Raw genomic sequence first — 21,186 nt, 5'->3', positions numbered from 1 at the left:
TGGAGTCTTCAAACTGAAGTCCGGTTGAAGTCAAGCGATAGGTGCCCGAGTGCCGAGGTCGAGTCCCGCTGTTCGCCGGACCTCGCCATGCGGCAGGGGAGGAGACCGATGCGTAGCGACTGGACCACCCTGCCGGAGAGTGTCACGGCAGGCATCGCCGAACGGGTCGGCGGAACCTTCGACGTCGTCCCGGCGCCCGGCGGCGACCATGCTGAGATCGCCTCGACAGTCACCGGACCGGCCGGACAGGTCTTCGTCAAGGCGGCCTCCGGTGAGTTGAGCGTGCGGTCGCTGCGCTACGAACTGGCGGCAACCCGGACCATCGACCGGCACCCGCCCGCAGTCCTGTGGCATTTCGAATCCGATGGCTGGCTGGTGGTGGGGACCGAGCACCTTGCCGGCCCCCACCCCGACCTGTCCCCCGGCAGCCCGGACCTCGATCTGCTCCTAGCCACACTGACAGCACTTCAAGAGACGCCGGCGCCCGGCAAGACGTGGTTCACCCCAGCAGCCCGGCTCGGATTCACGCACCCCGCGATGGACGGCGAAACACTCATCCATTCCGACCTCAACCCGGCCAACCTGATCGTGACGCCATTCGGCCTACGGATCGTGGACTGGGCGTGGGCAACCAAGGCCGCGGCATGGGTCGAACTCGCGTTGCTCGTTCCATGGTTGATCGGCAGCGGTCACAGCGCCGAACAGGCAGAACAGTGGCTCATCCAGCTTCCCGCATGGACAGCGACTGACCGTCAGGTCCTGGACGGCTTCGCGTCAAGGAACGCAACGAAGTGGGCCGCCAAGTCCAGGCAGAGCACCGAAACCTGGGTACACGACCTCGCAGTGTGGACCGGCGAGTGGGCGGACCACCGGACCTCTTCGGTGTGAACGTGGATGGACCTCACCGTCGGCGTCCTCGATAGGGCATGTTGGCACACCTGGCGCCCAGGTATGGCTGCCGCGATGGAGGCCTACCGCACGTCGGTTCCCGCTTGCAGGACAACGCGTACCGGAACATGCGACAGACTGTCGCCTACGCGACGATCTTCGTTGCGGCCATGGACACCTAGATGATCTTCATCGGTCAGCCGACGCCGACGACCTTCCCGTGGTACGCGATTTCGATACCAAGCACCAGGATCCTCGACTCATCATGCAGCGTACGCAGCCGCCGGGCCTTCTCCTGAAGGGTCGGTGTCGAAGTGGTCATGTGGCTTCCGGGTCGAGTGTCTGGAAGGGCCGGCGGTGCGCGGCCCAGGTGACGGCGAGAGTCGTGGTGAGCCCGGTGGCCAGGAAGACGAGCCCGAGAACGAGCCACCCCGGACCGGACCAGACCATAACCAGCGCGGTCAGGGCGGCCGGCCCGACGGCACGGGCCAGCGGGACGCCGCTGGAGTACACGCCCTGCCACTGCCCGGGGCGGGTTGGATCGGCCAACGCGAATCCGACGCACCACGAACCGGCGGCCAGTCGCAGCTCGCCGGCCACCTGCACAGCCACGGCGGCGAGGAGGAGACCCGTGGTGACGGCAGGGTCGGTGGTGGCGGTCGCCGTCGAGAAGAGCACGCAGGCTACGCAGAGCGCGAGGCCGGCGAGGCGGATCGCCCGGGTCGCCTCGGCCAGGGTGGTCACGCGTCGGGCCGTCCGGCGCTGCCAGCCGAGGACGCCGAGGGTGTTGACGACGAAGACCGCCGCCACGATCCAGGACGGCGCCGCCGTGCGGCTGGTCAGGTAGAGGGGCAGCAACACGCTGAGCATCGGCATGTACAGGTACAGCACCGCGTTGAGCGCTGCTACCACGACGTAGCGGGTGTCCCGCGGGGCGTCCCATCCGTGGCCCGTCCGTACGGGGGCCCGTGCGACGGGCGGCAGCCGGGTGAGCATGATCGCGCTCACGGCAAAGAGCGCCGCGTCACCGACCAGGGCGGCGCGGTAGACGGTGGGGGTACCAGCGAGGAGCGCCAGCCCTCCGGCAGTGGCGCCTAGCCCGATCCCGGCGTTGACCGCGGTCTGGATACCTGCTCGCACCGCGACCAGTTCGGTGGACGGCACCAGGGAGACCAGCAGGGCCTGCCGGGTCGCGCCGGCCCCGCTCTGGGCGATCGCGTACGCGACGCAGGCGGACGAGACCAACCAGGGTGTCGGTGCCGACGCCAATGTCAGCAGGGCGGCTGCGGTGGCCGCCGACAGCAGGATGGTCACCCGTCGCAGTCCGATCCTGTCGCCCAAGGCTCCGAGGGGATGGGTGAGGAGGAAGCCGGCCCCCCACGCGACGGTCAGGAGGCCGCCGACCTGCGCCGGTCTCAGGTGGCCGACCTGCACCAGGTAGACGACGAAGATCACGTAGAAGCAGCCGTCGCCCACGGCGGTGACGAGCTGTGCCCGGATGAGGGTGGTGGTTGGCCGCCGGTGAGGGGCCGCGGTGAGCGCGGCCGGGCTAGGCGAAGCTGAGGCCATCGGAGCGGGCCCGCTTGAGTTCGGAGAAGGCCCGGCAGCCGGCGAGCATGCGGGCGCCGTCGAAGACCCGCAGGGCCTCCTCGCCGCGGGGGATGGAGGTCAGCACGGGGCCGAAGAAGGCGACGCCGTCGATCACGACGGTCGGGGTACCGAGGTCCTCGCCGACGAGTTGCCGGGCCTTGGCGGTGCCGGCGCGCATCTGCGGGTCGAGGTCGCTGCGGTGGGCGGCGTCGGCGAGGTCGGCGGGCAGGCCTGCCTCGGCCAGGGCCGCCGGGACGACGGCGGCGAAGTCCTTGTCGCCCTCGTCGTGGATGCGGCGGCCGAGCGCCGGGTAGAGGCGGGCGAGGGCCGCCGGGCTGTGGTGCACCGCCGCTGCCACGCACACCCGCGCCGGCCCCCACGCGCGGTCGTTGAAGGCGCGGTACCAGGGCTCCAGCTCGCGGTCTTCGTTGAGGACCGAAAGGCTCATCACCTCGAACCGCAGGTCGATCGGACGCAGCCTCCCCACTTCCATGAGCCATCGGGAGGTGATCCAGGCGAACGGGCAGGACGGGTCCACGTAGGCCGTGACCACCGGGACCGACGTACGATCAAATTTACCTTCCACGGAAGGAAATTACCTTCCATGGAAGGTAAGATGCAAGCATGAATGAGGACCGCGTCGGCAGCATCGTCGCCCAGTGGCGTCGTGAACGTCCCGAGCTCGACCCCGACCCATTGCTGATCATCGGGCGGATCCAGCGGCTGGCCGAAGTGCTCGACGCGGCCCTACGGCCGCCGTTCGCCGAGGCGGATCTGGGAAACGGCGAGTTCGACGTGCTGGCGGCTCTGCGCCGGGAAGGCCCGCCGTACACACTCACGGCCGGGCAGTTGAGCCAACGGATGCTCGTCACCACCGGGGCGGTGACCAAGCGAGTCGACCGGCTCATCGCCCGGGGCCTCGTGTCGCGTTCGGTCTCCGACAGCGACGCTCGGGGCAGAGTGGTGGGGCTGACCCCGGCCGGCGCGGCGTTGACCGACCGCCTCATCGAGCAGCACCTGGCCAACGAGGCGGCCATTCTCCGCGAGCTGCCCGACGCCGACCGCAGGGAGCTCGAGCGCCTGCTGGCGACGTTGACCCGGGTCGTTGGTTCCTGAGTTTTCGACACGCCGCCCGCTGCCACGGCCAAGAAGTCCCGCCCTCGACGCGACGCGGCCGGTCTCCCCTCAGGGAGACGTCGACCGTAGGTACTTCTGCCCGTGGCGCATACGTGGAGGCGCACCCGGGGCCCTGGGCTTGCGTATTCCTGACCTATGTTTCAACGCCGACCTGAACAACGTGCTGGATAGCTTGTGTTGCCCTGTGTGGCCGGGCGGACATCGGAGACAAGAAAGGCGCGCCAGGTCACCCGTTCTTGGCTCCTGAAGCCTGCGACAATCGACTTTGAACGAGGAATTGGGATGAACTTCCTGCGACATGTCAACGACCTGCTGGCCTTTCTTCTTGAACTTGCAGCACTGGCCGTTCTCGGCTACTGGGGCCTCAAGACTGACTCGGCCGTCCCGGTCAAGGTCGCGCTCGCCGTCGGAGCGCCCCTGTTGGCGGCGATCACATGGGGGCTGTTTGCTTCACCCAAGGCGACAATTGCATTGCCACTCATTGGTGTGCTCGTGGTAAAAGCGCTCGTATTCGGTTCGGCCACGCTGGCCCTGCATGCGCTTGGAAATCGTGCGCTCGCTACTTCGTTCGCAGTAATTGTGGTAATCAACATTGCCATTGCACTGACTGTCAAGTCGGTCGGCGATAATTAATCCGCTGATACTTCAACGTCATTTGGCTTTGCGTCGGGCGTGGCCCGGGCGGCCCGGCTCGGCCGGTTGGCGGGCAGCAGTGCGAGGGCGGCCTGCTTGGCGTGGTGGCCAGCACCGGTCCGGTCGTGGTGGGCGGCGATCAGGGTTGCGCCCTCGACCAACAGGAGCAATTGTCGCCCGAGAGCGTCCGGGTCGGCTGCGCCAGCGCGCTCAGCGATCGCGGTCAGCAGGCCGAGGCGGCGGTCCAGATGGCGGGCGGTGACCGTCCGTACCGCCTCGACCTGGTGTTGAGCGGCCGCGTTCTGCATCGCGCAGCCACGGAAGGTGGGTTCCTCGTACCACCGTTGAAGTTCGTCGAAGACGGCGGCGAGCTGCTCGCGGGGATCGTCCCCGGCTGCGGCTGCGGCTCCGGCGATCCAGGCCGTCACCCGCTCGCTGCGGGCCTCCAGCACCGCCTGGATGAGACCGTCCTTGGTGCCGAAGTATCGGTAGAGGGTTTCCTTCGACACGCCGATCCTGGCGCACAGTTCGGCGACGCCGATGCCGTCGAGGCCCCGCTCGTACAGCAGTGGGGCGGCGGCCTCGATGATGCCGGCGCGGGTGCGCTCCGGGTCGATCGTCGAACCTTTGGGAACTGGCATAACAGAGATGGTACCGACCGGTTCCTTCTACTGCTACCATCGCCGAGTTCGTACCGATCGGTTCGATGATTGGGGGGTCATGACGTCGACCGCGCCCGCGAGTGTGTGGCGCGCCGCACGGCTGGCCCTGGGCACCGCCGCCGCGCTCGGCTTGGCACGCTTCGCCTACGGGATGCTGCTGCCGGCCATGCGCGACGACCTGAACTGGACGCTGGCCGCTGCCGGCGGAATGGGGACAGCGAACGGGCTCGGCTACCTGCTGGGCGCGCTGCTCACGAACGGGCTGGTACGCCGAGTCGGTGCCGCCACCGCGTTCCGCGCTGGCATGGTGCTGACCGCCGCGTCGCTGGTGGCGACCGCGGTCAGCGGCGATTACCTTGTGCTGTTGGTTCTCCGAACGCTGTCCGGCGCGGCCGGAGCGGTGGTGTTCGTCGCAGGCAGTGTGATCGCGTCCCGCCTCGCCGCAGACGCCGCCTCGGCTACTCCCCTCACCGTCTACTTCGCCGGCGCTGGGCTGGGCATCGTGGTCAGTGGCTTGGCCATACCCCTGCTCGGCGTGCACTGGCGGCTCGCCTGGGTGACTCTCGGTGCTGCCGCCGCCGTAGCGACCGGGGTGAGCTGGACCGTGGTCAGTTGCGACGGTGCCCGGCGGCTTGAGGTCGGCCGCGCCCGGCTTCGGCCACTCCTGCCCGCGGCCCTGGCTTACCTGCTGTTCGCCGCCGGCTACATCACCTACATCACCTTTCTCTCCGCCTATCTGGTCGAACGGCACAGCTCCGTGTTGCAGGTGATGCTCACCTGGTCGGTGCTCGGAACGGCAGTGGCGGCGGCACCCGCCGTCTGGACTCGCCCGATCGCCAGGTGGCCCGGCACCCGCGCCCTGGCCATCCTGCTGACCGTCCTGAGCGGCGGAGCGGCACTGGCGTTGACGTCATCCGCGACACCGGTCGTCCTGGCCTCCGCGCTCATTTATGGGGGGACCTTCATGGGCGTGCCGGCCGCGGTCACCGCCCTCATCAGGGCTCACACTCCGACCGCTGACTGGACCGCCACGCTCGCCGTCTTCACCGCCGTGTTCGCCGCCGGTCAGACCGCTGGTCCGTGGCTCGCCGGTCTGGTCGCCGACCACACCTCCACCGCGGCCACACTCGGGTGGACCGCTGTCCTGTGCGCCGCCGCAGCGTTGAGCGCCCTCCTCGGACGACTTACCACAGTGGACGCCATCCTCAGAATCAACCGAAGGAGCAAGCCCGATGTCAAACTTCCTACTCATCCCAGGGATGTGCCACGGTGGCTGGTGCTTCGAGCACGTCACCCGGCGGCTGCGCGACCTGGGACACACCGTCCACCCGCTGACGTTGACCGGCGTGAGTGAACGCAGCCACCTGCTGCACGGCACGGTCAACCTCGACACGCACATCCAGGACGTTGTCGCCCTCCTCGAAGGCGAGAACCTACACGACACGGTGCTGGTCGGGCACAGCTACGGCGGGATGGTCATCACGGGCGCCGCCGACCGGGCACCGGACCGGATCGACTCGCTGGTTTACCTGGACGCCGTGGTACCCGCCGACGGCGACTCTTGCTGGTCACTGGTGTCCGACCAGGAGCGGAGGTGGTATCTGGAGGTGGACGAGACTGGCTGCGCATCCCGATCACTGCCGTTCTTCGACGCTCGGGCGACGTCGCACCCGATCGCCTCGGTGCTCCAGCCACTCCGACTCACCGGCGACCCGGGACAAATCCGCCGCCGGGACTACGTCTACGCCGCCGGGTGGGCCGACCAGTCCCCGTTCACCACGATCTACCAGAAGCTCCGCGCGGAGCCAGGCTGGACCACCCATGCTCTCGCCGGTGGACACAATCTCATGCGTGACACCCCGGAGGAGCTGACGAAGATCCTGGTCGACGTTGCCGCGTCCCGCTGAGCACGCCCGGTGGCCCACTGCGGAAGGTCCGTCACCGATCCTCCCGCCCGGAGTGGGCCACCGGGCCCACTCCGCCACGACCCCCATACCGCCGCTCCGCGCCTCGGCGGTCGTCGGCCGGGCACGACGAACGCCCTGGTGGGAGTGTCAGACCGTCAGGTCGCCGCGTACGAGCGCCTTCGCGACGACGGTCCGCAGGATGTCGTTCGTGCCCTCGCCGATGCTCATCAGGATCGAGTCCCGGTAGAGGCGCTCGACCTCGAACTCGGTGGAGTAGCCGTAGCCGCCGTGCACCTTCATCGCGTCGATCGCGGCCTCGAGGGCCACCTCCGAGCAGAACACCTTGGCCATCCCGGTCTGCCCGTCGGCGCGACCGCGCCGGACCGCGTCGGCCGCCCAGTACGCCATCAGGCGGGCGGCCTGGAGCTGGATCGCGATGGTGGCGAGCTTGAGCTGGATCGCCTGGAACTCGGCGATGTGCTTGCCGAACGCCTTGCGCTGCTGGGCGTACGCCAGCGCCTCGTCGTGGGCGCGCTGCGCGATGCCGACCGACCGCGCGGCGATGTTGACCCGGCCCCACTCCAGGGCGGACAACGCCTGCTTGAGGCCGACGCCCTCGACGCCACCGAGCAACCGGTCCTTCGGTACCCGCACGTTGTCGAGGAGGATCTCGCAGGACTCGGTGCCCTTGTAGCCGAGCTTCGGGATGTCCCGCAGGACCTGGAAGCCGTCCAGCGTCGCGTCGACGAGCAGCACGCTCATGCCGGTGTGCGCGGGCGTGGCGTGCGGGTCGGTCTTGACCAGCACCGGCAGTGGGTCGGCGTACCGCGCGTTGGTGATCCACATTTTGGTGCCGTTGACGACGTAGTGGTCGCCGTCGAGACGGGCGGTGGTGCGGATGCCCTGCAGGTCGGTGCCGGCGTCCGGCTCGGTGAGGCCGATGCCGCTCCGCCGGGCGCCGGTGGCGAAATCGGGCAGGTAGGCCTGCTTCTGCTCCTCGGTGCCGTGTATGGCGATCATCCGGCAGGCCAGGGAGTGGCTGCCGAGGATGCCGGCGATGCCCATCCAGCCGCGGGCGAGTTCCTCGAACACCAGCGCGAACGAGACCGGGTCGAGGTCGAGGCCGCCGTACTGTTCCGGCACGGTGATGCCGAACAGCCCCATCTCGGCCATCCCCCGCACGATCTCCGTCGGGTACCGCCCGGTCTGCTCCCACTCCCGCGCGACCGGGATGATCTCCCGGTCGACGAACGTGCGGAGCAGGGCGCGGAAGTCCTGCTGCTCCTCGGTGAGCGTGAAGTCCATGGGTAGCCTCCGTCAGCGGTGGAAGACCGGCAGCGCCCGGCCGTCGTCGAGGTCGAGCCAACCGACACGGACCGGGTCACCGATCCGCCAGTCCTGCCCTTCGAGGGTGGACAGCACGAGTGGTCCCTCGGTGAGCCGGACCCGGGCGATCGTGTACGGCACGGCAGCCCCCGGCACGGGTGCCCGGTGCACCACGGTGAACGTGTCCACGACGCCGTGGCCGGACGCCTCGACGAACCCGAGATCCACCATCGACGAGCAGGCGGTGCACAGCGCACGCGGCGGATGCTGGACGTGCCCGCAGGACCCGCAGGTCTGCAGCGTGTAGCGGTGCTCCCGGGTGGCGTCCCACCAGCCGGCCGTCACGTCGTCGGGTGGCGGCACGTGCATCACCGCACCCCCAGCACGACCGTCGCGTGCGTGGACAGGATCCCGCCGGTGCCGTGCGCCACGGCCACCCTGGCGTCGGGCACCTGCCGGGCTCCCGCCTCGCCGCGCAGTTGGCGGACCGCCTCCACCAGCAGCAGCACCCCGTACTGACCGGGATGGCAGTACGACAGGCCACCGCCGGAGGTGTCCAGCGCCAACTCACCGCCGGGACGGATCCGGCCGTCGGAGATGAAGTCGAGCACCTCCCCCGGTCCGCAGAAGCCCAGTGCCTCGATGCTGAGCGCGGCCGTGATGGTGAACGAGTCGTACACCTCCAGCACGTCCACGTCAGCCGGTGTGATGCCAGCCCGGGCGAACGCCTCCCGGCCGGACTCGCGCGCGCCGGTGACCGTCAGGTCCTCGACAGCGGTCATCGACGTGTTCGTCGACCGTTCGCCGTACCCGAGGACCCGTACCGGCGGGTGCCGCAGGTCGCGGGCCCGGTCGAGCGTGGTGAGCACGACCGCTCCGCCGCCGTCGGTCACCAGGCAGCAGTCGGCGACGGTCAGCGGGCTGGAGACCATCGGCGCGGCGAGCACGTCGTCGACGGTCAGCGGCCCGGCGCCGTAGCGGAACGCGGCCGGGTTGAGCAGCGCCCACTCCCTGGCGGCGACCGCGATCTCGGCCAACTTCTCCCGCGTGCCGCCGTACCGGTGGAAGTACTGCTGCGCCGCCATCGCGTAGTACGACAGCGGGTACAACGGGCCGTACGGCGCCTCGAACTGGGCCTCCGGGATGTGCTCCTCGACGATCCCGCCGAGACTGCGCGAGCGCGCGGAGCGCTGGTTCGACGCGAAGCTGATGACCACTGTGGACGCCTGGCCGGCTTCGATGGCCTGCGTGGCGCGGGCGACCATCATCTCGGCGGCCGACCCGCCGACGAACGTCGAGTCGACCCAGCGGGGCTGCTGCCCGAGATACTCGGCGAGCTGTGTGGTGGAGAAACGGGACACTCCGGTGGTGGCCAGTCCGTCGACGTCGGCGAGGGTCAGCCCAGCGTCGGCGAGCGCCCGGGTGACGGCCTGGGTCTGAAGCGTGAGCGTGGACTTCCCGGTGCTGCCGAGGTCGCACTCGGCCGCGCCCACGATCGCCACGCCGGTCACTGCGCGCCCGGCCCGTCGGCCGTGCCCAGCAGGACCGTCGCGTGGGCAGGGCGGGCGGCGGGCCGTTGCGGGCCGTACTCGCTGGCCAGGATCGTGGCGGAGAGTTCGACCCGGACGCGGTCGGCGCCGGCCTCGACCACTGTCGCCTCGCACCGCACGGTCTCGCCCGCGAACATCAGGTTCCGGAACGTGAACGACAGCTCGTGCACGAAGCAGCGCGGACCGAGCGCGTCCTGCAGCAGCTCGACGAAGAGCGCCCCGAACACCTGCCCGTCCACGACCGGGCCCGGGACCCGCGCGGCCGCCACGAACTCGGTGTCGAAGTGCAGGCGGTACCAGTCCCAGGTGGCGCCGGCGTAGGCGACCATGTCGGTGAGCGTGATGGTGCGCTCCAGCGTGGGCAGCGCAGCCCCGACGTTCGGTGGCACCGGAGGTGTCATGCGGCACCGTCCAGGCCGACCAGGATGATCGTCTCCTCGTTGACGGCGAGCAGTTCGCCGTCCTGGTTGGTGTACGTCGCGCGCGAGAAGACCACGAGCATGTCCGCGCCGGTGCGGGCCCGCTTCTCGGTCAGGTCGTGGATCTCCCAGCTCGCGGTGATGACGTCGTCGGGGCGTACGCGGCGGTGGAACGTGTAGCTGTTGCCGCCGCGGACCTGGCGGGTACCGGGGAGGTCGAGGTGCCAGGAGTGCCCGGCATAGCCGTCGCTGTCCATCGGGAGGTTCGCGTACTGGTTGGTCTCGCAGATGAGCGTCGGTGGGGCGGTCACGCCCGGCAGGCCCTGCGCGCGGGCGAACTCGGGGTCGGAGTAGAGCGGGTTGTCGTCGCCGACGGCCATGCCGAAGTACCGGCCGGCCGCGGCGCCGAGCGGTTCCGGCGCGGTGTAGACCTTCCTCGTGCCCAGCAGTGCACGCAGGTCGTCGGTCAGCAGGCTCATGCCGTCACCTCCGCCACGCCGCGTGGCGCTGATACCGGGTACAGCGCCGTCGGGAACACCTCGAGCAGGAACTCGGGGCGCAGCAGGGCCTTGCAGATCGCTCCGGTCGACGCCGGCCAGGGCGGGCTGAGCAGCCGTTCCCGCACGCCGGCCACGCCCCGGTACGCCGACAGCGCGGACTCGACGCAGTATTCGGTCGTCTCCAACAGGTGCTCCGGTCCGAGGCCGGCGTGGCGCAGCAGGTGCAGGATCGCGCCGTACGTCGCCTCGGCCTGCGCCACGATGTCGTCGGGGTGCAGGGCCTGCTGCGTCTGCATGTCCAGCGCCGCGAACCCGGACATGTACAGGGTCCGGCCGGCCCTGACCCCGGGGGCGTAGGTGAGCGTGTCGTAGCGGGACCAGCCGGGGTTGACCAGTTCCAGGGGGTGCCGGGAGGCGGTGACGTCGATCGCGACGAGCGCGTCCGGGTGGTGCAGCCGGCTCATCAGGATGCCGCCCGCGCCCGGGTACACGCCGGCGCCGCCGAGGCGTTCCCGCCGCACGCGGTGCGTCCGGCGGTACACGTCGCGGGTCTCCGGCGTCGAGTAGTCGTAGGTCGTGACGACCGCGTCGAGGGACAGCCCGACCGCCGTGAGCAGGTCGCCCGCCCGGTCCAGGCAGTAGGCGTACTGCGCGGCGAAGTCACCCGGGTGGACCACGGTGCCGGTGGCGTCGACCGGGACCATCGTCGGTAGGTACACCGCACCGTCGTGGCCGGCCCGCACGGTGGAGGCCTGCCAGGTGCCGGCCGGCCGGGGCTCGCTGGCGGCCAGCACCTCGCCGCCGCCGCGGACCGCGTGCAGCTCGACCTCCAGCAGCGCGGTACGCCGCACGAGCCGCTCGACGACGACCGTCCGCAGCACGGGCTCGTGGTCGCCGAAGACCTCCCGCCGGACCGCCGCGGCCGCCTCGTACTCGGCGAGCCCGGCGACCGTCACGTTCTCGGTGATTCGGGTGACGTCCTGCGGCCCGAACCCGGCGGCCGCCAGGATCGTCAGCACCTTCTCGTACGCGGTGCGCGCCTGCGCCGCCATGTCCCCGGTGACCGTCATCCTGCCGACGGCCTCGTCGAACGCGGCGGAGGTGTGGCCGGAGGTCCAGGCCGCGTCGCCCTCGGCGAGGCCGAGGCAGAACGTGAAGCCGTCGTACGGGAACCAGCGGAAGGAGGGCGGTTTGATGGCGTGTGGTGTCACGGGTGGTCCCTGCCTGTACCGGCGGCGGCCAGCGCCGCCATGAGCGGTTCGATGGTGTCCAGCTCGTCGAGACGGGACAGCAGGTCGATGACGTCTGTGGTGTGGCCACCGGCGTTGCCGTGGAACTTCGCGACGAGCTGCTCGTCGGTCAGCGGGTTGTCCGGGCCGCCCGCGCTGCGTGGCACGCTGCCGGGAACGGCCGAGCCGTCGACGAGCGTGATGCGGGCGGTGCCGGGCGCGTCGGCCGCGGGGCCGCCGGTGGGGGCAACGTGCCAACGCACCAGCCGGGCAACGCGTTCCACCTCGGGTCGGCCGAGCGAGTCCGGCTCGTACGTTGCGGTGGTCAGGTCACCGTCGACGACGGCGGCGGCGATGCTCCACGGCAGCGAGAACTTCGCCGCGTACGGCGACGCCGGTCGCGCCAGGTCCCGCCGGGTGTCGCAGACCGTGGGCACCGAGTCGGGGTGAACGTCGACGTCGATCGCTGCGACGTCGCCGGAACGGACACCGCCGCGGCGCACCGCGTCGCGGACCGCGTCGATCGCGGCGTGGGAGAGTTGGCACGCCGGGTACGGCTTGATGCCGATCCGGGTGGTCTCCCAGCGTGTGCCGAGGCCGGCGGTGATGGACGCGAGGTCGACCGCGCCGGCGGCCAGTGCGTCGTAGACACCGTGCGGGCCGTCGAGGACGTTCGCGGGGCCGCCGGCCCCGGCCACGGCCAGCCGGGCGGCGAGGATGCCGGCCTGCCCGGCGAATCCCGGGTGCAGCTGCTTCGTCGAGGCTCCACTGTGCAGGAACGCCAGGAGCCCGCCGGCCTGGCTGCCGGCGATGCCGAGCGCGTCGGTCGTCCGCGCGGCGTCGAGACCGAGCAGCCGGGACGCGACGATCGCCGAGGAGAACACGCCGGCCACCATCGTGGCGTGCAGCCCGCGGGCGTGGAAGCCGTGCGACGCGGCGGCGGCGACCCGGCACACGGTTTCGTAGCCGACGACGGCGGCCTCGAGCACGGCCCGGCCGGGCGCGCCGACCTGCTCGCCGACGGCGAACGCGGCCGGCAGCACCACGGCTGTGGCGTGCACGAGGCCGCCGGCGTGGGTGTCGTCGAAGTCCAGTGCGTGCACGAGGGTGCCGTTGGCGAGCGCGGCGGCCGGCGCACCGACCCGGCCCCGCGACCCGATGATCGTCGCCTCCGGCGGCCCGCCCAGTCCCCGGGCGACGACGACGGCCGGTATCGACGACCGCCCACCGGGCTCGCCCGTCATCGGGCTGGCGCGCAGCCCACCCAGCGCCGTTCCGACCCCGTCGAGCAGGTGCCGCAGCGCTGCGGCACGGACCGCGGCCGGCACTTCGACGTGGCCCGTGCCCCACTCGGCAAGCTCCTCGGCGATCATCGTGACGTGGCCGTGGTGTCGAGGCTGTCGGGGGTGTTCGCGCCGTGTGCCGGCTCGGCATCGCCGAACGCGCCGGCCGCCCGCAGCGCCACCACCTGCTGCGCGTCCAGGCCCAGGATCTCCTCGGTGACGAGTGCGAGGTCCTCGTTGCGCTGCGGTGCCCGGCGGTAGGTGGGCGTCTCGTCGCCGACCCGCACCGGGGACGCTAGCTGCCGTACCTCGCCGTAGCGGGGGTGGTCGGTGGTGACCACGAGGTTCCGGGCGGCGGTGTGCTCGTCCGCCAGGGCCGCGCCGACGTCGTTGATCGGGCCGCACGGGATCGACCCGGCGTAGAGCTGCGCGAGCCAGTCGTCGACGGTCTTCTGCCGGAAGATCGCCTCCAACCGGGGAACCAGGTCGCTGCTCTGCTCCCGCCGGCTGGCGAAGGTCGCGTACGGCGAACCGGCCTCGGCCCACTCCGGGTGGCCGACGATCTGGCACAGCCGGGCCCAGAACTTCTCCTTCGCGCAGCCGACGACCATCCAGCCGTCCTTGGCCTCGAACGCCTGGAACGGCACGAGCGACGGGTGGGCCGAGTGGTGTGTGCGGACCGGCTGGAACCCGGCGTTCAGGTGCCACGTCGCGGGATAGGTCAGCATCGACACCGCGGTGTCGTAGAGGCTGACGTCGCAGTCCATCCCGACGCCGTCGCGGCGGGCGGCGTGCACCCCGGCCAGCAGCGAGATCGCGGCCACGAAGCCGCCCGAGTAGTCCACCAGTGACAGTCCGGACTTGGTGGGCGGCCCGTCCGGCTCACCGGTCAGCTCCATCCAGCCGGCGAGACCCTGCAACACGTAGTCGTAGCCGGGTTCCTGCTTGCGCGGCCCGGTCATCCCGAACCCGGTCAGCGACACGCACACGATGCGCGGGTTGAGGTGCTTGAGGTCGTCGTACCGGATGCGCAGCTTCTCCGGCACGTCCCCGCGCAGGTTGGAGTAGACGACGTCGGAGACCGCGACGAGTTGTTCGAAGACGCCGCGCCCGGCGGCGGTAGCCAGATCGAGAGAGACGCTGCGCTTGTTGCGGTTGAACGTCTCGAAGAAGAGCGAGTCCTCGTCCTCGGCGTACGGCGGCACGTACCTGCCGACGTCGCCGCCGGCCCGCGGGTCCTCGATCTTGATGACCTCGGCGCCGAGGTCGGCCAGGTGCACGCTGCCGAACGGCCCGGCACCGTACTGCTCGACCGCGATGATGCGCAGGTCCTCCAGCGGTCTCACGTGGTCGCTCCCGTCAGCTCACCGATCAGCGCGATGATCTCGTCCTGGGCCGCGCGGATCTCGACGGCCGGCAGCCCGTGGGTCGGCGGGCTCAGCTTCACGGTGTCGGCGATGCCGTCATAGGCCGCGATCCGGGCGGCGACGTCGTCGCGGGTGCCGGCCATGGTGAGCGCGTCGACCATCCGGTCGCTGACGCTGCCCGCGAGGTGGTCCGCGCCGGCACCGGCCCGGAACGCGTCGATGACGGCCTGCTGGTCCTCGGCGAGGCCGTGGAACGCGAAGAAGTCGGCGTAGGTGCGGACCGTGGCGTAGAAGCCGACCACACCGGCGGCGCGGCGGCGGGCGAGCGCGGGGTCGGCGGCCACCGAGCAGCACGCGGAGACGACGACGTCGACGTCGTGGCGCGTCTTGCCGTCCGCGCGGTCGATGCCGAGCGTGAGGTCGGGCAGGATGTGCTCCCGCAGGTATCCCGGTGAGCACAGCTCGTGGCTGATCCAGCCGTCGCCGATCTCACCGGCCAGCCGGGTCATCAGCGGGCCCATCGCGGCCAGGTACACCGGGATCGGCCGCTCCGGAACGGCGTACGGCCGCTCGTAACCGCGGATGTGCATCGGCTCGAACTCGCCGTCGGCGCGGATCTCGGCGCCGGTGGTGCAGGCGTCCCAGAACAGCCGGATGTTGTAGACCGTCTCGCGCAGGTGACCGACCGGCTTGCCGAACGGCACGTTGTGCCATTGCTCGTTGAGCCGGCGCACCCCGGAGCCGAGGCCGATCACGAACCGGCCACCGGACAGCTCGTCCAGGTCGAGCGCCTCCAGCGCGGTGATCATCGGGCTGCGGGTGAACGCCAGGACGATCGAGGTGCCGATCCGTGCGGTCGACGTCGCCCCGGCCAGGGCCGCGGCCGTGCCGGTCGCGCTCCGGTGCAGCTCCGAGGCCCACAGCACCTCGGCGCCCGCGCGTTCCGCCCGGCGCCCGGCGTCGGCCAGCTCCGCTAGCGTCTCCCCCCACGGCTGGTACGTGAGCCTCATGCCGTTTCCTTGCTGTCGCCGTCGAGGGAGAGTGGGGACTTCCCCACCGGGAAGAGGTTTTCCAGCTGTTCGGCGCCCCGGCGGTACACATAGAACGTGCGCTTGAAGGAGCAGACCTCGTCGCCGTGCTGGTTCAGCGTGCGGGTGCGCACCGTGACGATGCCGGCATGCGGGCGGGACGCGGACTCGCGCTTCTCCAGCACAAGTGACTCGCTGTAGAGCGTGTCACCGGCGAACACCGGGTGGGTCATCCGGATCTCGTCCCAGCCGAGGTTCGCGAACGCGTTCTGGGTCAGGTCGGTGACGCTCTGCCCGACCGCGATGGCCACCGTGAGCGTCGACACCACGAGCGGCTTGCCGAACTCCGACCGTGCGGCGTACTCGGCGTTGAAGTGCATCTCGTTGGTGTTCATGGTCAGCAGCGTGAACCAGGTGTTGTCGGTCTCCGTGACGGTGCGTCCCAGCGGATGCTGGTAGACGTCTCCGATTTCGAAGTCCTCGAAGAACCGCCCGGTCCAGCCTTGCTTGAGCCCCATCAGTCAATCTCCTTCTGACAACGCGCGAGGTACCCGTCGCGGATCGTCCGCTTGAGGATCTTGCCGCTCGGGTTGCGCGGCAACGCGTCGACGACGTGCCACTCGCGGGGCACCTTGTAACGCGCCACGTGCTGCCGGACGTGGCCCTCCAGGGCTCCGACGTCGATCCGCGTCCCTGGGCGGCCCACCACGAACGCGGCGATGCGCTCGCCGTACACCTCGTCGGGCACGCCGATGACGGCGACCTCGTCGACCGGCTGGTGGCGGGCGATGACCTCCTCGATCTCACGCGGGAAGATGTTGACCCCGCCCGCGATGATCATGTCGTTCTTCCGGTCGAAGATGGTGATGAAGCCCTCCTCGTCGCGCACGGCCACGTCGCCGACGGAGAAGAACCCGTCGGCGTCGTATCCGGCCCGGGTGGCCTCCTCGTCGTCGAGGTACCCGGCCAGCAGCAGCGGCGAGCGGGCGAACAGCTCGCCGGGCTCACCCGGCCCTACCTCGTTGCCGTCGTCGTCCTTGAGCCGGATCTCGTTCCAGAACCAGGGATGCCCGACGCTGCCGGCCCGTTCCAGTGCGAACTCGGGGCGCAGGTTGGTGACGATGGAGCACTCGGTCGAGCCGTACAGCTCGTGCACGTCGACGCCGGGGAACGCGGCGATCACCCACTCCTTCAGCGCGACCGGCAACGCGGCGGCGTTGAAGTAGAGCGTCCGCAGCGCCGACAGGTCGTACCGGGCGGCCGGCTCCTCGCAGAACCGGCGGAGGTGCTGGGCGTGCGTGGGCACCAGGAACACCGTGGAGGCGCGACTGGAGACCATCAGGTCCAACAGCCGCTCCGGATCCCAGGTCGGCAGCACGCTGCACGAGCCGCCGAGCATCGGGGCGGTGTAGGCGAACGCGAACCCCGCGCCGTGGTACATCGGTGCGACGGCGATCGTGCTGCGGTTGGGGCCGAGCCCGTAGTCCAGCCCGACTCCGAACGCGGTGAGGACCCGTCCGCGGTGGGTCAGCAGGACGCCCTTGGGCCGCCCGGTCGTGCCGGACGTGTAGGTGATGCAGAACGGGTCGAGTTCGTCGACGGGGATCTGCGGATCGACCGCGCGGCCCTGTCCCAGGAACGTCTCGTACCGCTGGCCTACCTCGCCGGCGAAGCTGAGCACGAGCGGCAGGTCGTCGAGCAGGCCGTCGACGTTGCCGGCCAGCTCGTCGGCCAGGATGATCCCCCTCGCCCGGGAGTGGGCGAGGATGTAGGCGTTGTCCGAGCTGTTGTTCTTCGTGTTCAGCGGCACGGTCGGGATGCCGGCCTTGGCCATCGCCGCCGATATCTCGAAGTACTCGTAGCGGTTGTTGCTCAGCACCGCGATCCGCTCACCGGGGGCGATGCCGTGCGCGAGCGTCGCGGACGCGAGCCGGTTGGAGCGCTCGTCGAGCGCGCCGAACGTCACGGCGTGGTCGCCGTCGACGACCGCGACCCGGCCCGGCGTGGCCCGGCCGAACTCGCGGATCCCGGCGGCCATGTTGAGCTGCACACCCTTCACCCGGTGCCGTCCTTCCCTGAGTCATTGATGTGCACGACGGCCCCGGTCAGAGTCCGTAGCGGGCGAGTACGTCCCGCTTGCCGGGGATGAGGACCTTGCGGGTCATCCGGCCGGTGGTGAGCCACGCGATCGCGTCGCCGTTCCTGGTGCTGGTCAGCATTCCTTCGACCAGGTACGGCGCGACGTCGTCGACGTGGTCGCAGAGGATGTTCAGCCACCTGCGCTGCCGCGCCACCTGCTCCGGCGCGGCGGCGGCTTCGCGCAGCCACCCCTCGGTGATGAGGATGCCGGGGCGGATCTGTCCGATCCGCACGCCGGTACCGGTGACCTCCTTGGCCAGCGCCCGGGTGAAGGAGTCCAGACCACGCTTGGTGGCCGCGTAGACCCCCATGCCGGGGCGAATCCGGCCGTCGCTGCCCCCGCCGAGCACGTTGAAGACCTGGCCGCCGCCGGCGGTGAGCATGCCGCGGACGGCGACCTGCGACCCGTACACGGTGCCGAGCATGTTCGTGGTGACCATCGTCCGGACGTCCTCCGGCGCGGTGTCGACGATCGGCCGGGTGGTGTTGGCGACACCGGCGTTGTTGATCCACAGGTCGACGCCGCCCAGCGCGTCGACCGCGGCGCTCCACATCCGCTCGACCTGCTCGGCGTCGGTGACGTCCACGGCGAACCCGTGGACCGTCGCTGCCGTGAGGGCCCGTGGGCGCAGCCGTGCGACGGCGTCGTCCACGGCCGTCCGCGAGCGCCCGGAGACGACGACGGAGTGGCCCCGCGAGAGCAGCTCGCGGGCGAGCGCGAAGCCGATCCCCCTGGTGCTGCCGGTGATGACTGCCTTACGCATGACTGCTCCTGCCCACTCGAGTCGGGAGAACGGGTCCGGTCAGTGGCCGGCCAACCGGGCGACCGCGTCGGCCAGCGGCACCACGTCGGCATACTTGGCGTCGAGGTCGAAGAGGTTGGCCTCGTGCGGGCCGGGATCGCGGTCGGCGCACGCCTCGCGCACCACCATCGGGCGGAACCCGTGTTGCAGGGCGTCCACCGCCGACGCGCGGACGCAGCCGCTGGTGGAGAAGCCGCCGAGCACCACCGTGTCGACGCCGGCCGCGGTGAGCCAGGCGGCCAGGGCGGTTCCGGCGAAGGCGCTGGCGTAGTGCTTGTACACGATGTGATCGCCCGGGGCGGGCGTGATCTGGGTCGGGAAGTCGCCGAGTGGGTTGCCGGCGGCGAACGTGGTCAGCGCCGGCACCTTCGCGGCGAACAGGGGTGCTTCGGCGCAGGACTCGTCGGCGTACCGCACCGCGGTGAAAGCCACCGGAACCCCGGCCGCATGGGCCGCCGCCACCAGCGCGGCCATCGCGGCCAGCGCGGCCTCCGCGGTGGCCAGGAACAGCGGCGACGAGGGTACGGCGTACGCGGCGACGGGGTCGACCAGCACGAGCGCGGGCCGGGTGCCCCAGCCGAGCCGACGGGCGAACCCGGCACCGGCGTAGTCGGCATCGAGCCTGCCGCCGCGCGCGGTGCCGCCGGGGGTGGCGGACAGCTCGGCACCATTCATTCGACGCATCGTATGCGCTGGATACACCGTTTCGCTAGGGGGAACATTGCGGGGCTTGCCGTGTCCGTGGAAACAGTGTTTCCATTGCAGCCATGCTGGTCCCGGACGGCGCCGATCTCACCATCGCCGCCTGCCTGGCGCCCTGCACCTCCGGCTGGGGGCGCCGCCCGCAGACGCCGCCGGGAAGACCCTGAAACGCGAAGTGAGGAGCAGCGGGTGCGAGCGCACGTCGAACTGATTCACGAGAATGACTACATCTGGCACGTCGGGGAGCTGCCGCACGGCGAGGGCGGGGTCCACGAACGCCGGCTCTCCACAGACGAGGAGGACGGATCGTCCTCGCTGGCGTTGCGGTTCGACAGCGACTGGGGGCGCGGGCCCGGCGTGCCGCACGCCGACACCGAGTTCTTCGTGCGGTCCGGCTCGCTGATCTACGGCGGTCAGGAGATCGGCCCGGGCGGCTATCTTCAGGTGCCCCGGGGCGTGCCGATGGACTGGATCAAGATCCGCGAGGGCTCGTCGGTGCTGCACTGGCGCGAGTACGGCGACTGCGGTTTCGACGTCGGGAAAGCACAGTGGAGCCCGGCCTCAGCGCGGTGGGAGTCCGCCGTCGGCGAGGTGACGGTGGTGGATTCCAACGACATGGAGTGGACCGCCGCCCCGACGGTCGGGCCGATCACCCCGCTCTACATCAAGCTGCTGCACCGCGACCCGGTGACCAACTTCTACACCCGCCTGATCCGGGCCCACAAGGGCTGGAGCGACCACCGGCTGGCCCACCACCCCTGCTACGAGGAGTTCTACACGCTCGGCGGGAAGATGGCGTACAACTTCGGCGACATCGACGAGGGCACCTACTGCTTCCGGCCGGCCGGGGTGAAGCACGGCCACTTCGTCGCCGAGACCGACATCGACTGGATCATCCGGTCGGACGGCGAGCTGATCAACTGGTACACCACCGACGAGTGGGTCAAGTGGGGCGGCACGGCGACCAACTACCACGAGCACGACGAGGCGCCGGTCATCTCCACCCTGCCGGTGCGGTCCCGTTCGCGTGGCCCCTGGTCCGGCGACGGGATGTGATGGCGACGGGGTGTGCCGCGGCCACGACCACCGCCGCGTCACACCCCGGTCACACGCAGCCGCGCGTGCCGGTGAGTGCCCGGGTCCCGGGCGGGCGTCTACACGGCCAGGGCGAGCAGGCGCCGGGCGGAGCGGACCACCGCCTCGTCCACCAGCCGGCCCTGTGCGTCGAGGCAGACTCCCACGCCGTCGCGGACCGCCGCGTCGAAGCGGGCCACCAGGTCCGCCGCCGTCGCCACCTCGTCGGGTGCGGGGGTGAACACCTCGTTCACCACCGCGACCTGCGCAGGGTGGATACAGGCCCGGCCGACGAAGCCGAGCCGCCGCAGCGCCATCGTCGACTCGCGCAGCGAGACCAGGTCCCGAAAGTCGGTGCTGACCGGCCCCACCGGAGGCTCGATGCCGACCGCCGCGCTGGCCAGCACCACCTGCGAGCGGACGAAGAGCAGTTCCCGCTCGTCCGGCCCGAGCGTGACACCGAGGTCGGCGCGCAGGTCCGCCTCGCCGAGTTGCAGTCGCCGTACCCGGGGTGCGCGGGCGATGTCGAGGGCCGCGACCACGGCCGCCGCCGACTCCAGCAGCGGCACCATGGGGGTCGTGCCCACCGGCGACCCGGCCGCCGACTCGGCCGCGCCGAGCACCTCGTCCAGGGCGACCAGTTCGGCGGCGGACTCGGCCTTCGCCACACAGAGCCCGGCGAGCCCCGACCCCACGACGGTCGCCGCGTCGACGTGGCCCAACCGGCCCGGGTTGATCCGCACCCACCAGGCGACCCCGGGTGGTGCGGAGCGCAGGAAGGCGGCGACCGCCGAGCGGGCGGCGTCCTTGCCGGCCTGCGGCACCGCGTCCTCCAGGTCGACGATCACCGCGTCCGCGCCGCGCCCCGCCGCCTTGGCCAGCTTGTCGGGCGCGTCCCCGGGCACGTACAGGTACGACCTCAACGGCTTCGCGCCCTTCCGTTCGACAA

At 70.8% G+C, this 21,186-nt stretch carries 24 protein-coding genes; 6 read left to right on the top strand and 18 right to left on the bottom strand.

Annotated elements, in window-relative coordinates; translation table 11 throughout:
* Positions 1 to 108: 108 nt before the first annotated feature.
* The gene (locus KBX34_RS09580) at positions 109 to 888 is read left to right on the top strand and encodes an aminoglycoside phosphotransferase (protein WP_210924509.1); all 780 of its coding nucleotides are present in this window, start codon (positions 109 to 111) and stop codon (positions 886 to 888) included.
* Positions 889 to 1,084: 196 nt separating this feature from the next.
* Here KBX34_RS09580 and KBX34_RS33995 read toward each other — a convergent pair whose 3' ends face one another.
* The 3 genes from KBX34_RS33995 to KBX34_RS09570 are packed head-to-tail and all read right to left on the bottom strand — an operon-like array spanning position 1,085 to position 3,031.
* Positions 1,085 to 1,210 (bottom strand): hypothetical protein, encoded by a 126-nt coding sequence (locus KBX34_RS33995; RefSeq protein WP_282102602.1) that lies wholly within the window; start codon positions 1,208 to 1,210, stop codon positions 1,085 to 1,087.
* Entirely contained in the window at positions 1,207 to 2,457 is a 1,251-nt protein-coding gene (locus KBX34_RS09575; RefSeq protein WP_210924508.1) for an MFS transporter, read from the bottom strand. Before KBX34_RS09575 ends, KBX34_RS33995 begins: the two co-directional genes overlap by 4 nt.
* The gene (locus KBX34_RS09570; protein WP_374223672.1) at positions 2,438 to 3,031 is read right to left on the bottom strand and encodes a disulfide bond formation protein DsbA; all 594 of its coding nucleotides are present in this window, start codon (positions 3,029 to 3,031) and stop codon (positions 2,438 to 2,440) included. Before KBX34_RS09570 ends, KBX34_RS09575 begins: the two co-directional genes overlap by 20 nt.
* A 71-nt stretch (positions 3,032 to 3,102) precedes the next feature.
* Between KBX34_RS09570 and KBX34_RS09565 the strand changes: the two genes are divergently transcribed.
* On the top strand, positions 3,103 to 3,594 hold the full coding sequence (locus tag KBX34_RS09565) for a MarR family winged helix-turn-helix transcriptional regulator (RefSeq protein ID WP_210924506.1): 492 nt from the start codon (positions 3,103 to 3,105) through the stop codon (positions 3,592 to 3,594).
* A 303-nt stretch (positions 3,595 to 3,897) separates the two neighbouring features.
* On the top strand, positions 3,898 to 4,248 hold the full coding sequence (locus KBX34_RS09560) for a YrdB family protein (protein ID WP_210924505.1): 351 nt from the start codon (positions 3,898 to 3,900) through the stop codon (positions 4,246 to 4,248).
* Here the strand turns inward: KBX34_RS09560 and KBX34_RS09555 are convergent.
* Entirely contained in the window at positions 4,245 to 4,889 is a 645-nt protein-coding gene (locus tag KBX34_RS09555) for a TetR/AcrR family transcriptional regulator (protein ID WP_210924504.1), read from the bottom strand. The two genes, KBX34_RS09560 and KBX34_RS09555, sit on opposite strands and share 4 nt — an antisense overlap.
* 79 nt (positions 4,890 to 4,968) lie before the next feature.
* Between KBX34_RS09555 and KBX34_RS33470 the strand changes: the two genes are divergently transcribed.
* Positions 4,969 to 6,264: a YbfB/YjiJ family MFS transporter gene (locus tag KBX34_RS33470; protein WP_247671633.1), complete on the top strand. Its 1,296-nt coding sequence runs from the start codon at positions 4,969 to 4,971 to the stop codon at positions 6,262 to 6,264.
* Entirely contained in the window at positions 6,170 to 6,817 is a 648-nt protein-coding gene (locus KBX34_RS09550) for an alpha/beta fold hydrolase (protein WP_247671652.1), read from the top strand. Before KBX34_RS33470 ends, KBX34_RS09550 begins: the two co-directional genes overlap by 95 nt.
* A gap of 147 nt (positions 6,818 to 6,964) precedes the next feature.
* On the opposite strand, the gene KBX34_RS09545 is transcribed toward KBX34_RS09550, so the two are convergent.
* Genes KBX34_RS09545 through KBX34_RS09485 form a run of 13 tightly spaced genes read right to left on the bottom strand, consistent with a single transcriptional unit; the run spans position 6,965 to position 19,136 of the window.
* The gene (locus tag KBX34_RS09545) at positions 6,965 to 8,122 is read right to left on the bottom strand and encodes an acyl-CoA dehydrogenase family protein (protein ID WP_210924501.1); all 1,158 of its coding nucleotides are present in this window, start codon (positions 8,120 to 8,122) and stop codon (positions 6,965 to 6,967) included.
* A 12-nt stretch (positions 8,123 to 8,134) separates the two neighbouring features.
* A complete protein-coding gene (locus tag KBX34_RS09540; RefSeq protein WP_088951569.1) occupies positions 8,135 to 8,512 on the bottom strand; it encodes a Zn-ribbon domain-containing OB-fold protein in 378 nt (125 codons plus the stop codon).
* Positions 8,512 to 9,645 (bottom strand): acetyl-CoA acetyltransferase, encoded by a 1,134-nt coding sequence (locus KBX34_RS09535; RefSeq protein ID WP_307871362.1) that lies wholly within the window; start codon positions 9,643 to 9,645, stop codon positions 8,512 to 8,514. Before KBX34_RS09535 ends, KBX34_RS09540 begins: the two co-directional genes overlap by 1 nt.
* 5 nt (positions 9,646 to 9,650) lie before the next feature.
* The gene (locus KBX34_RS09530; protein ID WP_210924498.1) at positions 9,651 to 10,094 is read right to left on the bottom strand and encodes a MaoC/PaaZ C-terminal domain-containing protein; all 444 of its coding nucleotides are present in this window, start codon (positions 10,092 to 10,094) and stop codon (positions 9,651 to 9,653) included.
* On the bottom strand, positions 10,091 to 10,591 hold the full coding sequence (locus tag KBX34_RS09525; RefSeq protein ID WP_210924497.1) for a MaoC family dehydratase N-terminal domain-containing protein: 501 nt from the start codon (positions 10,589 to 10,591) through the stop codon (positions 10,091 to 10,093). The genes KBX34_RS09530 and KBX34_RS09525 overlap by 4 nt, the downstream gene beginning before the upstream one ends.
* Complete coding sequence (locus KBX34_RS34215; RefSeq protein WP_210924496.1) at positions 10,588 to 11,823, bottom strand: RidA family protein; 1,236 nt, start codon at positions 11,821 to 11,823, stop codon at positions 10,588 to 10,590. Before KBX34_RS34215 ends, KBX34_RS09525 begins: the two co-directional genes overlap by 4 nt.
* Positions 11,820 to 13,214 carry an MmgE/PrpD family protein gene (locus KBX34_RS09515; protein ID WP_210924495.1) on the bottom strand — a complete coding sequence of 465 codons (1,395 nt, stop codon included), beginning with the start codon at positions 13,212 to 13,214 and terminating at the stop codon, positions 11,820 to 11,822. Before KBX34_RS09515 ends, KBX34_RS34215 begins: the two co-directional genes overlap by 4 nt.
* Positions 13,211 to 14,470 carry a CaiB/BaiF CoA-transferase family protein gene (locus KBX34_RS09510; RefSeq protein WP_210924494.1) on the bottom strand — a complete coding sequence of 420 codons (1,260 nt, stop codon included), beginning with the start codon at positions 14,468 to 14,470 and terminating at the stop codon, positions 13,211 to 13,213. The genes KBX34_RS09515 and KBX34_RS09510 overlap by 4 nt, the downstream gene beginning before the upstream one ends.
* Positions 14,467 to 15,501: an LLM class flavin-dependent oxidoreductase gene (locus tag KBX34_RS09505; RefSeq protein ID WP_088947020.1), complete on the bottom strand. Its 1,035-nt coding sequence runs from the start codon at positions 15,499 to 15,501 to the stop codon at positions 14,467 to 14,469. The genes KBX34_RS09510 and KBX34_RS09505 overlap by 4 nt, the downstream gene beginning before the upstream one ends.
* Positions 15,498 to 16,037 (bottom strand): MaoC family dehydratase, encoded by a 540-nt coding sequence (locus KBX34_RS09500; protein ID WP_088947019.1) that lies wholly within the window; start codon positions 16,035 to 16,037, stop codon positions 15,498 to 15,500. Before KBX34_RS09500 ends, KBX34_RS09505 begins: the two co-directional genes overlap by 4 nt.
* The gene (locus KBX34_RS09495) at positions 16,037 to 17,578 is read right to left on the bottom strand and encodes a class I adenylate-forming enzyme family protein (protein WP_307871361.1); all 1,542 of its coding nucleotides are present in this window, start codon (positions 17,576 to 17,578) and stop codon (positions 16,037 to 16,039) included. The genes KBX34_RS09500 and KBX34_RS09495 overlap by 1 nt, the downstream gene beginning before the upstream one ends.
* Before the next feature lie 46 nt (positions 17,579 to 17,624).
* Complete coding sequence (locus KBX34_RS09490; RefSeq protein ID WP_210924493.1) at positions 17,625 to 18,422, bottom strand: SDR family oxidoreductase; 798 nt, start codon at positions 18,420 to 18,422, stop codon at positions 17,625 to 17,627.
* A gap of 39 nt (positions 18,423 to 18,461) precedes the next feature.
* Positions 18,462 to 19,136 carry an isochorismatase family protein gene (locus KBX34_RS09485; RefSeq protein ID WP_210924491.1) on the bottom strand — a complete coding sequence of 225 codons (675 nt, stop codon included), beginning with the start codon at positions 19,134 to 19,136 and terminating at the stop codon, positions 18,462 to 18,464.
* A 216-nt stretch (positions 19,137 to 19,352) separates the two neighbouring features.
* Between KBX34_RS09485 and KBX34_RS09480 the strand changes: the two genes are divergently transcribed.
* Complete coding sequence (locus KBX34_RS09480) at positions 19,353 to 20,219, top strand: DUF4437 domain-containing protein (protein ID WP_157743911.1); 867 nt, start codon at positions 19,353 to 19,355, stop codon at positions 20,217 to 20,219.
* Positions 20,220 to 20,317: 98 nt separating this feature from the next.
* On the opposite strand, the gene KBX34_RS09475 is transcribed toward KBX34_RS09480, so the two are convergent.
* On the bottom strand, positions 20,318 to 21,160 hold the full coding sequence (locus KBX34_RS09475; protein ID WP_210924489.1) for a CoA ester lyase: 843 nt from the start codon (positions 21,158 to 21,160) through the stop codon (positions 20,318 to 20,320).
* Positions 21,161 to 21,186: the final 26 nt, after the last annotated feature.

The sequence above is a fragment of the Micromonospora sp. M61 genome, from assembly GCF_018070245.1.
Taxonomy (GTDB): Bacteria; Actinomycetota; Actinomycetes; order Mycobacteriales; family Micromonosporaceae; genus Micromonospora; species Micromonospora zamorensis.
Note: the sequence above shows the minus strand (reverse complement) of the source record. Positions and strands in the feature narration are given on the sequence as shown.

Bases quoted from the DNA above. Each gene is read 5' to 3' on its own strand.
- KBX34_RS09580 (WP_210924509.1), top strand. From the start codon at position 109: ATGCGTAGCGACTGGACCACCCTGCCGGAGAGTGTCACGGCAGGCATC.
- KBX34_RS33995 (WP_282102602.1), bottom strand. From the start codon at position 1,210: ATGACCACTTCGACACCGACCCTTCAGGAGAAGGCCCGGCGGCTGCGT.
- KBX34_RS09575 (WP_210924508.1), bottom strand. From the start codon at position 2,457: ATGGCCTCAGCTTCGCCTAGCCCGGCCGCGCTCACCGCGGCCCCTCAC.
- KBX34_RS09565 (WP_210924506.1), top strand. From the start codon at position 3,103: ATGAATGAGGACCGCGTCGGCAGCATCGTCGCCCAGTGGCGTCGTGAA.
- KBX34_RS09560 (WP_210924505.1), top strand. From the start codon at position 3,898: ATGAACTTCCTGCGACATGTCAACGACCTGCTGGCCTTTCTTCTTGAA.
- KBX34_RS09555 (WP_210924504.1), bottom strand. From the start codon at position 4,889: ATGCCAGTTCCCAAAGGTTCGACGATCGACCCGGAGCGCACCCGCGCC.
- KBX34_RS33470 (WP_247671633.1), top strand. From the start codon at position 4,969: ATGACGTCGACCGCGCCCGCGAGTGTGTGGCGCGCCGCACGGCTGGCC.
- KBX34_RS09550 (WP_247671652.1), top strand. From the start codon at position 6,170: ATGTGCCACGGTGGCTGGTGCTTCGAGCACGTCACCCGGCGGCTGCGC.
- KBX34_RS09545 (WP_210924501.1), bottom strand. From the start codon at position 8,122: ATGGACTTCACGCTCACCGAGGAGCAGCAGGACTTCCGCGCCCTGCTC.
- KBX34_RS09540 (WP_088951569.1), bottom strand. From the start codon at position 8,512: ATGCACGTGCCGCCACCCGACGACGTGACGGCCGGCTGGTGGGACGCC.
- KBX34_RS09530 (WP_210924498.1), bottom strand. From the start codon at position 10,094: ATGACACCTCCGGTGCCACCGAACGTCGGGGCTGCGCTGCCCACGCTG.
- KBX34_RS09525 (WP_210924497.1), bottom strand. From the start codon at position 10,591: ATGAGCCTGCTGACCGACGACCTGCGTGCACTGCTGGGCACGAGGAAG.
- KBX34_RS09515 (WP_210924495.1), bottom strand. From the start codon at position 13,214: ATGATCGCCGAGGAGCTTGCCGAGTGGGGCACGGGCCACGTCGAAGTG.
- KBX34_RS09505 (WP_088947020.1), bottom strand. From the start codon at position 15,501: ATGAGGCTCACGTACCAGCCGTGGGGGGAGACGCTAGCGGAGCTGGCC.
- KBX34_RS09500 (WP_088947019.1), bottom strand. From the start codon at position 16,037: ATGGGGCTCAAGCAAGGCTGGACCGGGCGGTTCTTCGAGGACTTCGAA.
- KBX34_RS09490 (WP_210924493.1), bottom strand. From the start codon at position 18,422: ATGCGTAAGGCAGTCATCACCGGCAGCACCAGGGGGATCGGCTTCGCG.
- KBX34_RS09485 (WP_210924491.1), bottom strand. From the start codon at position 19,136: ATGAATGGTGCCGAGCTGTCCGCCACCCCCGGCGGCACCGCGCGCGGC.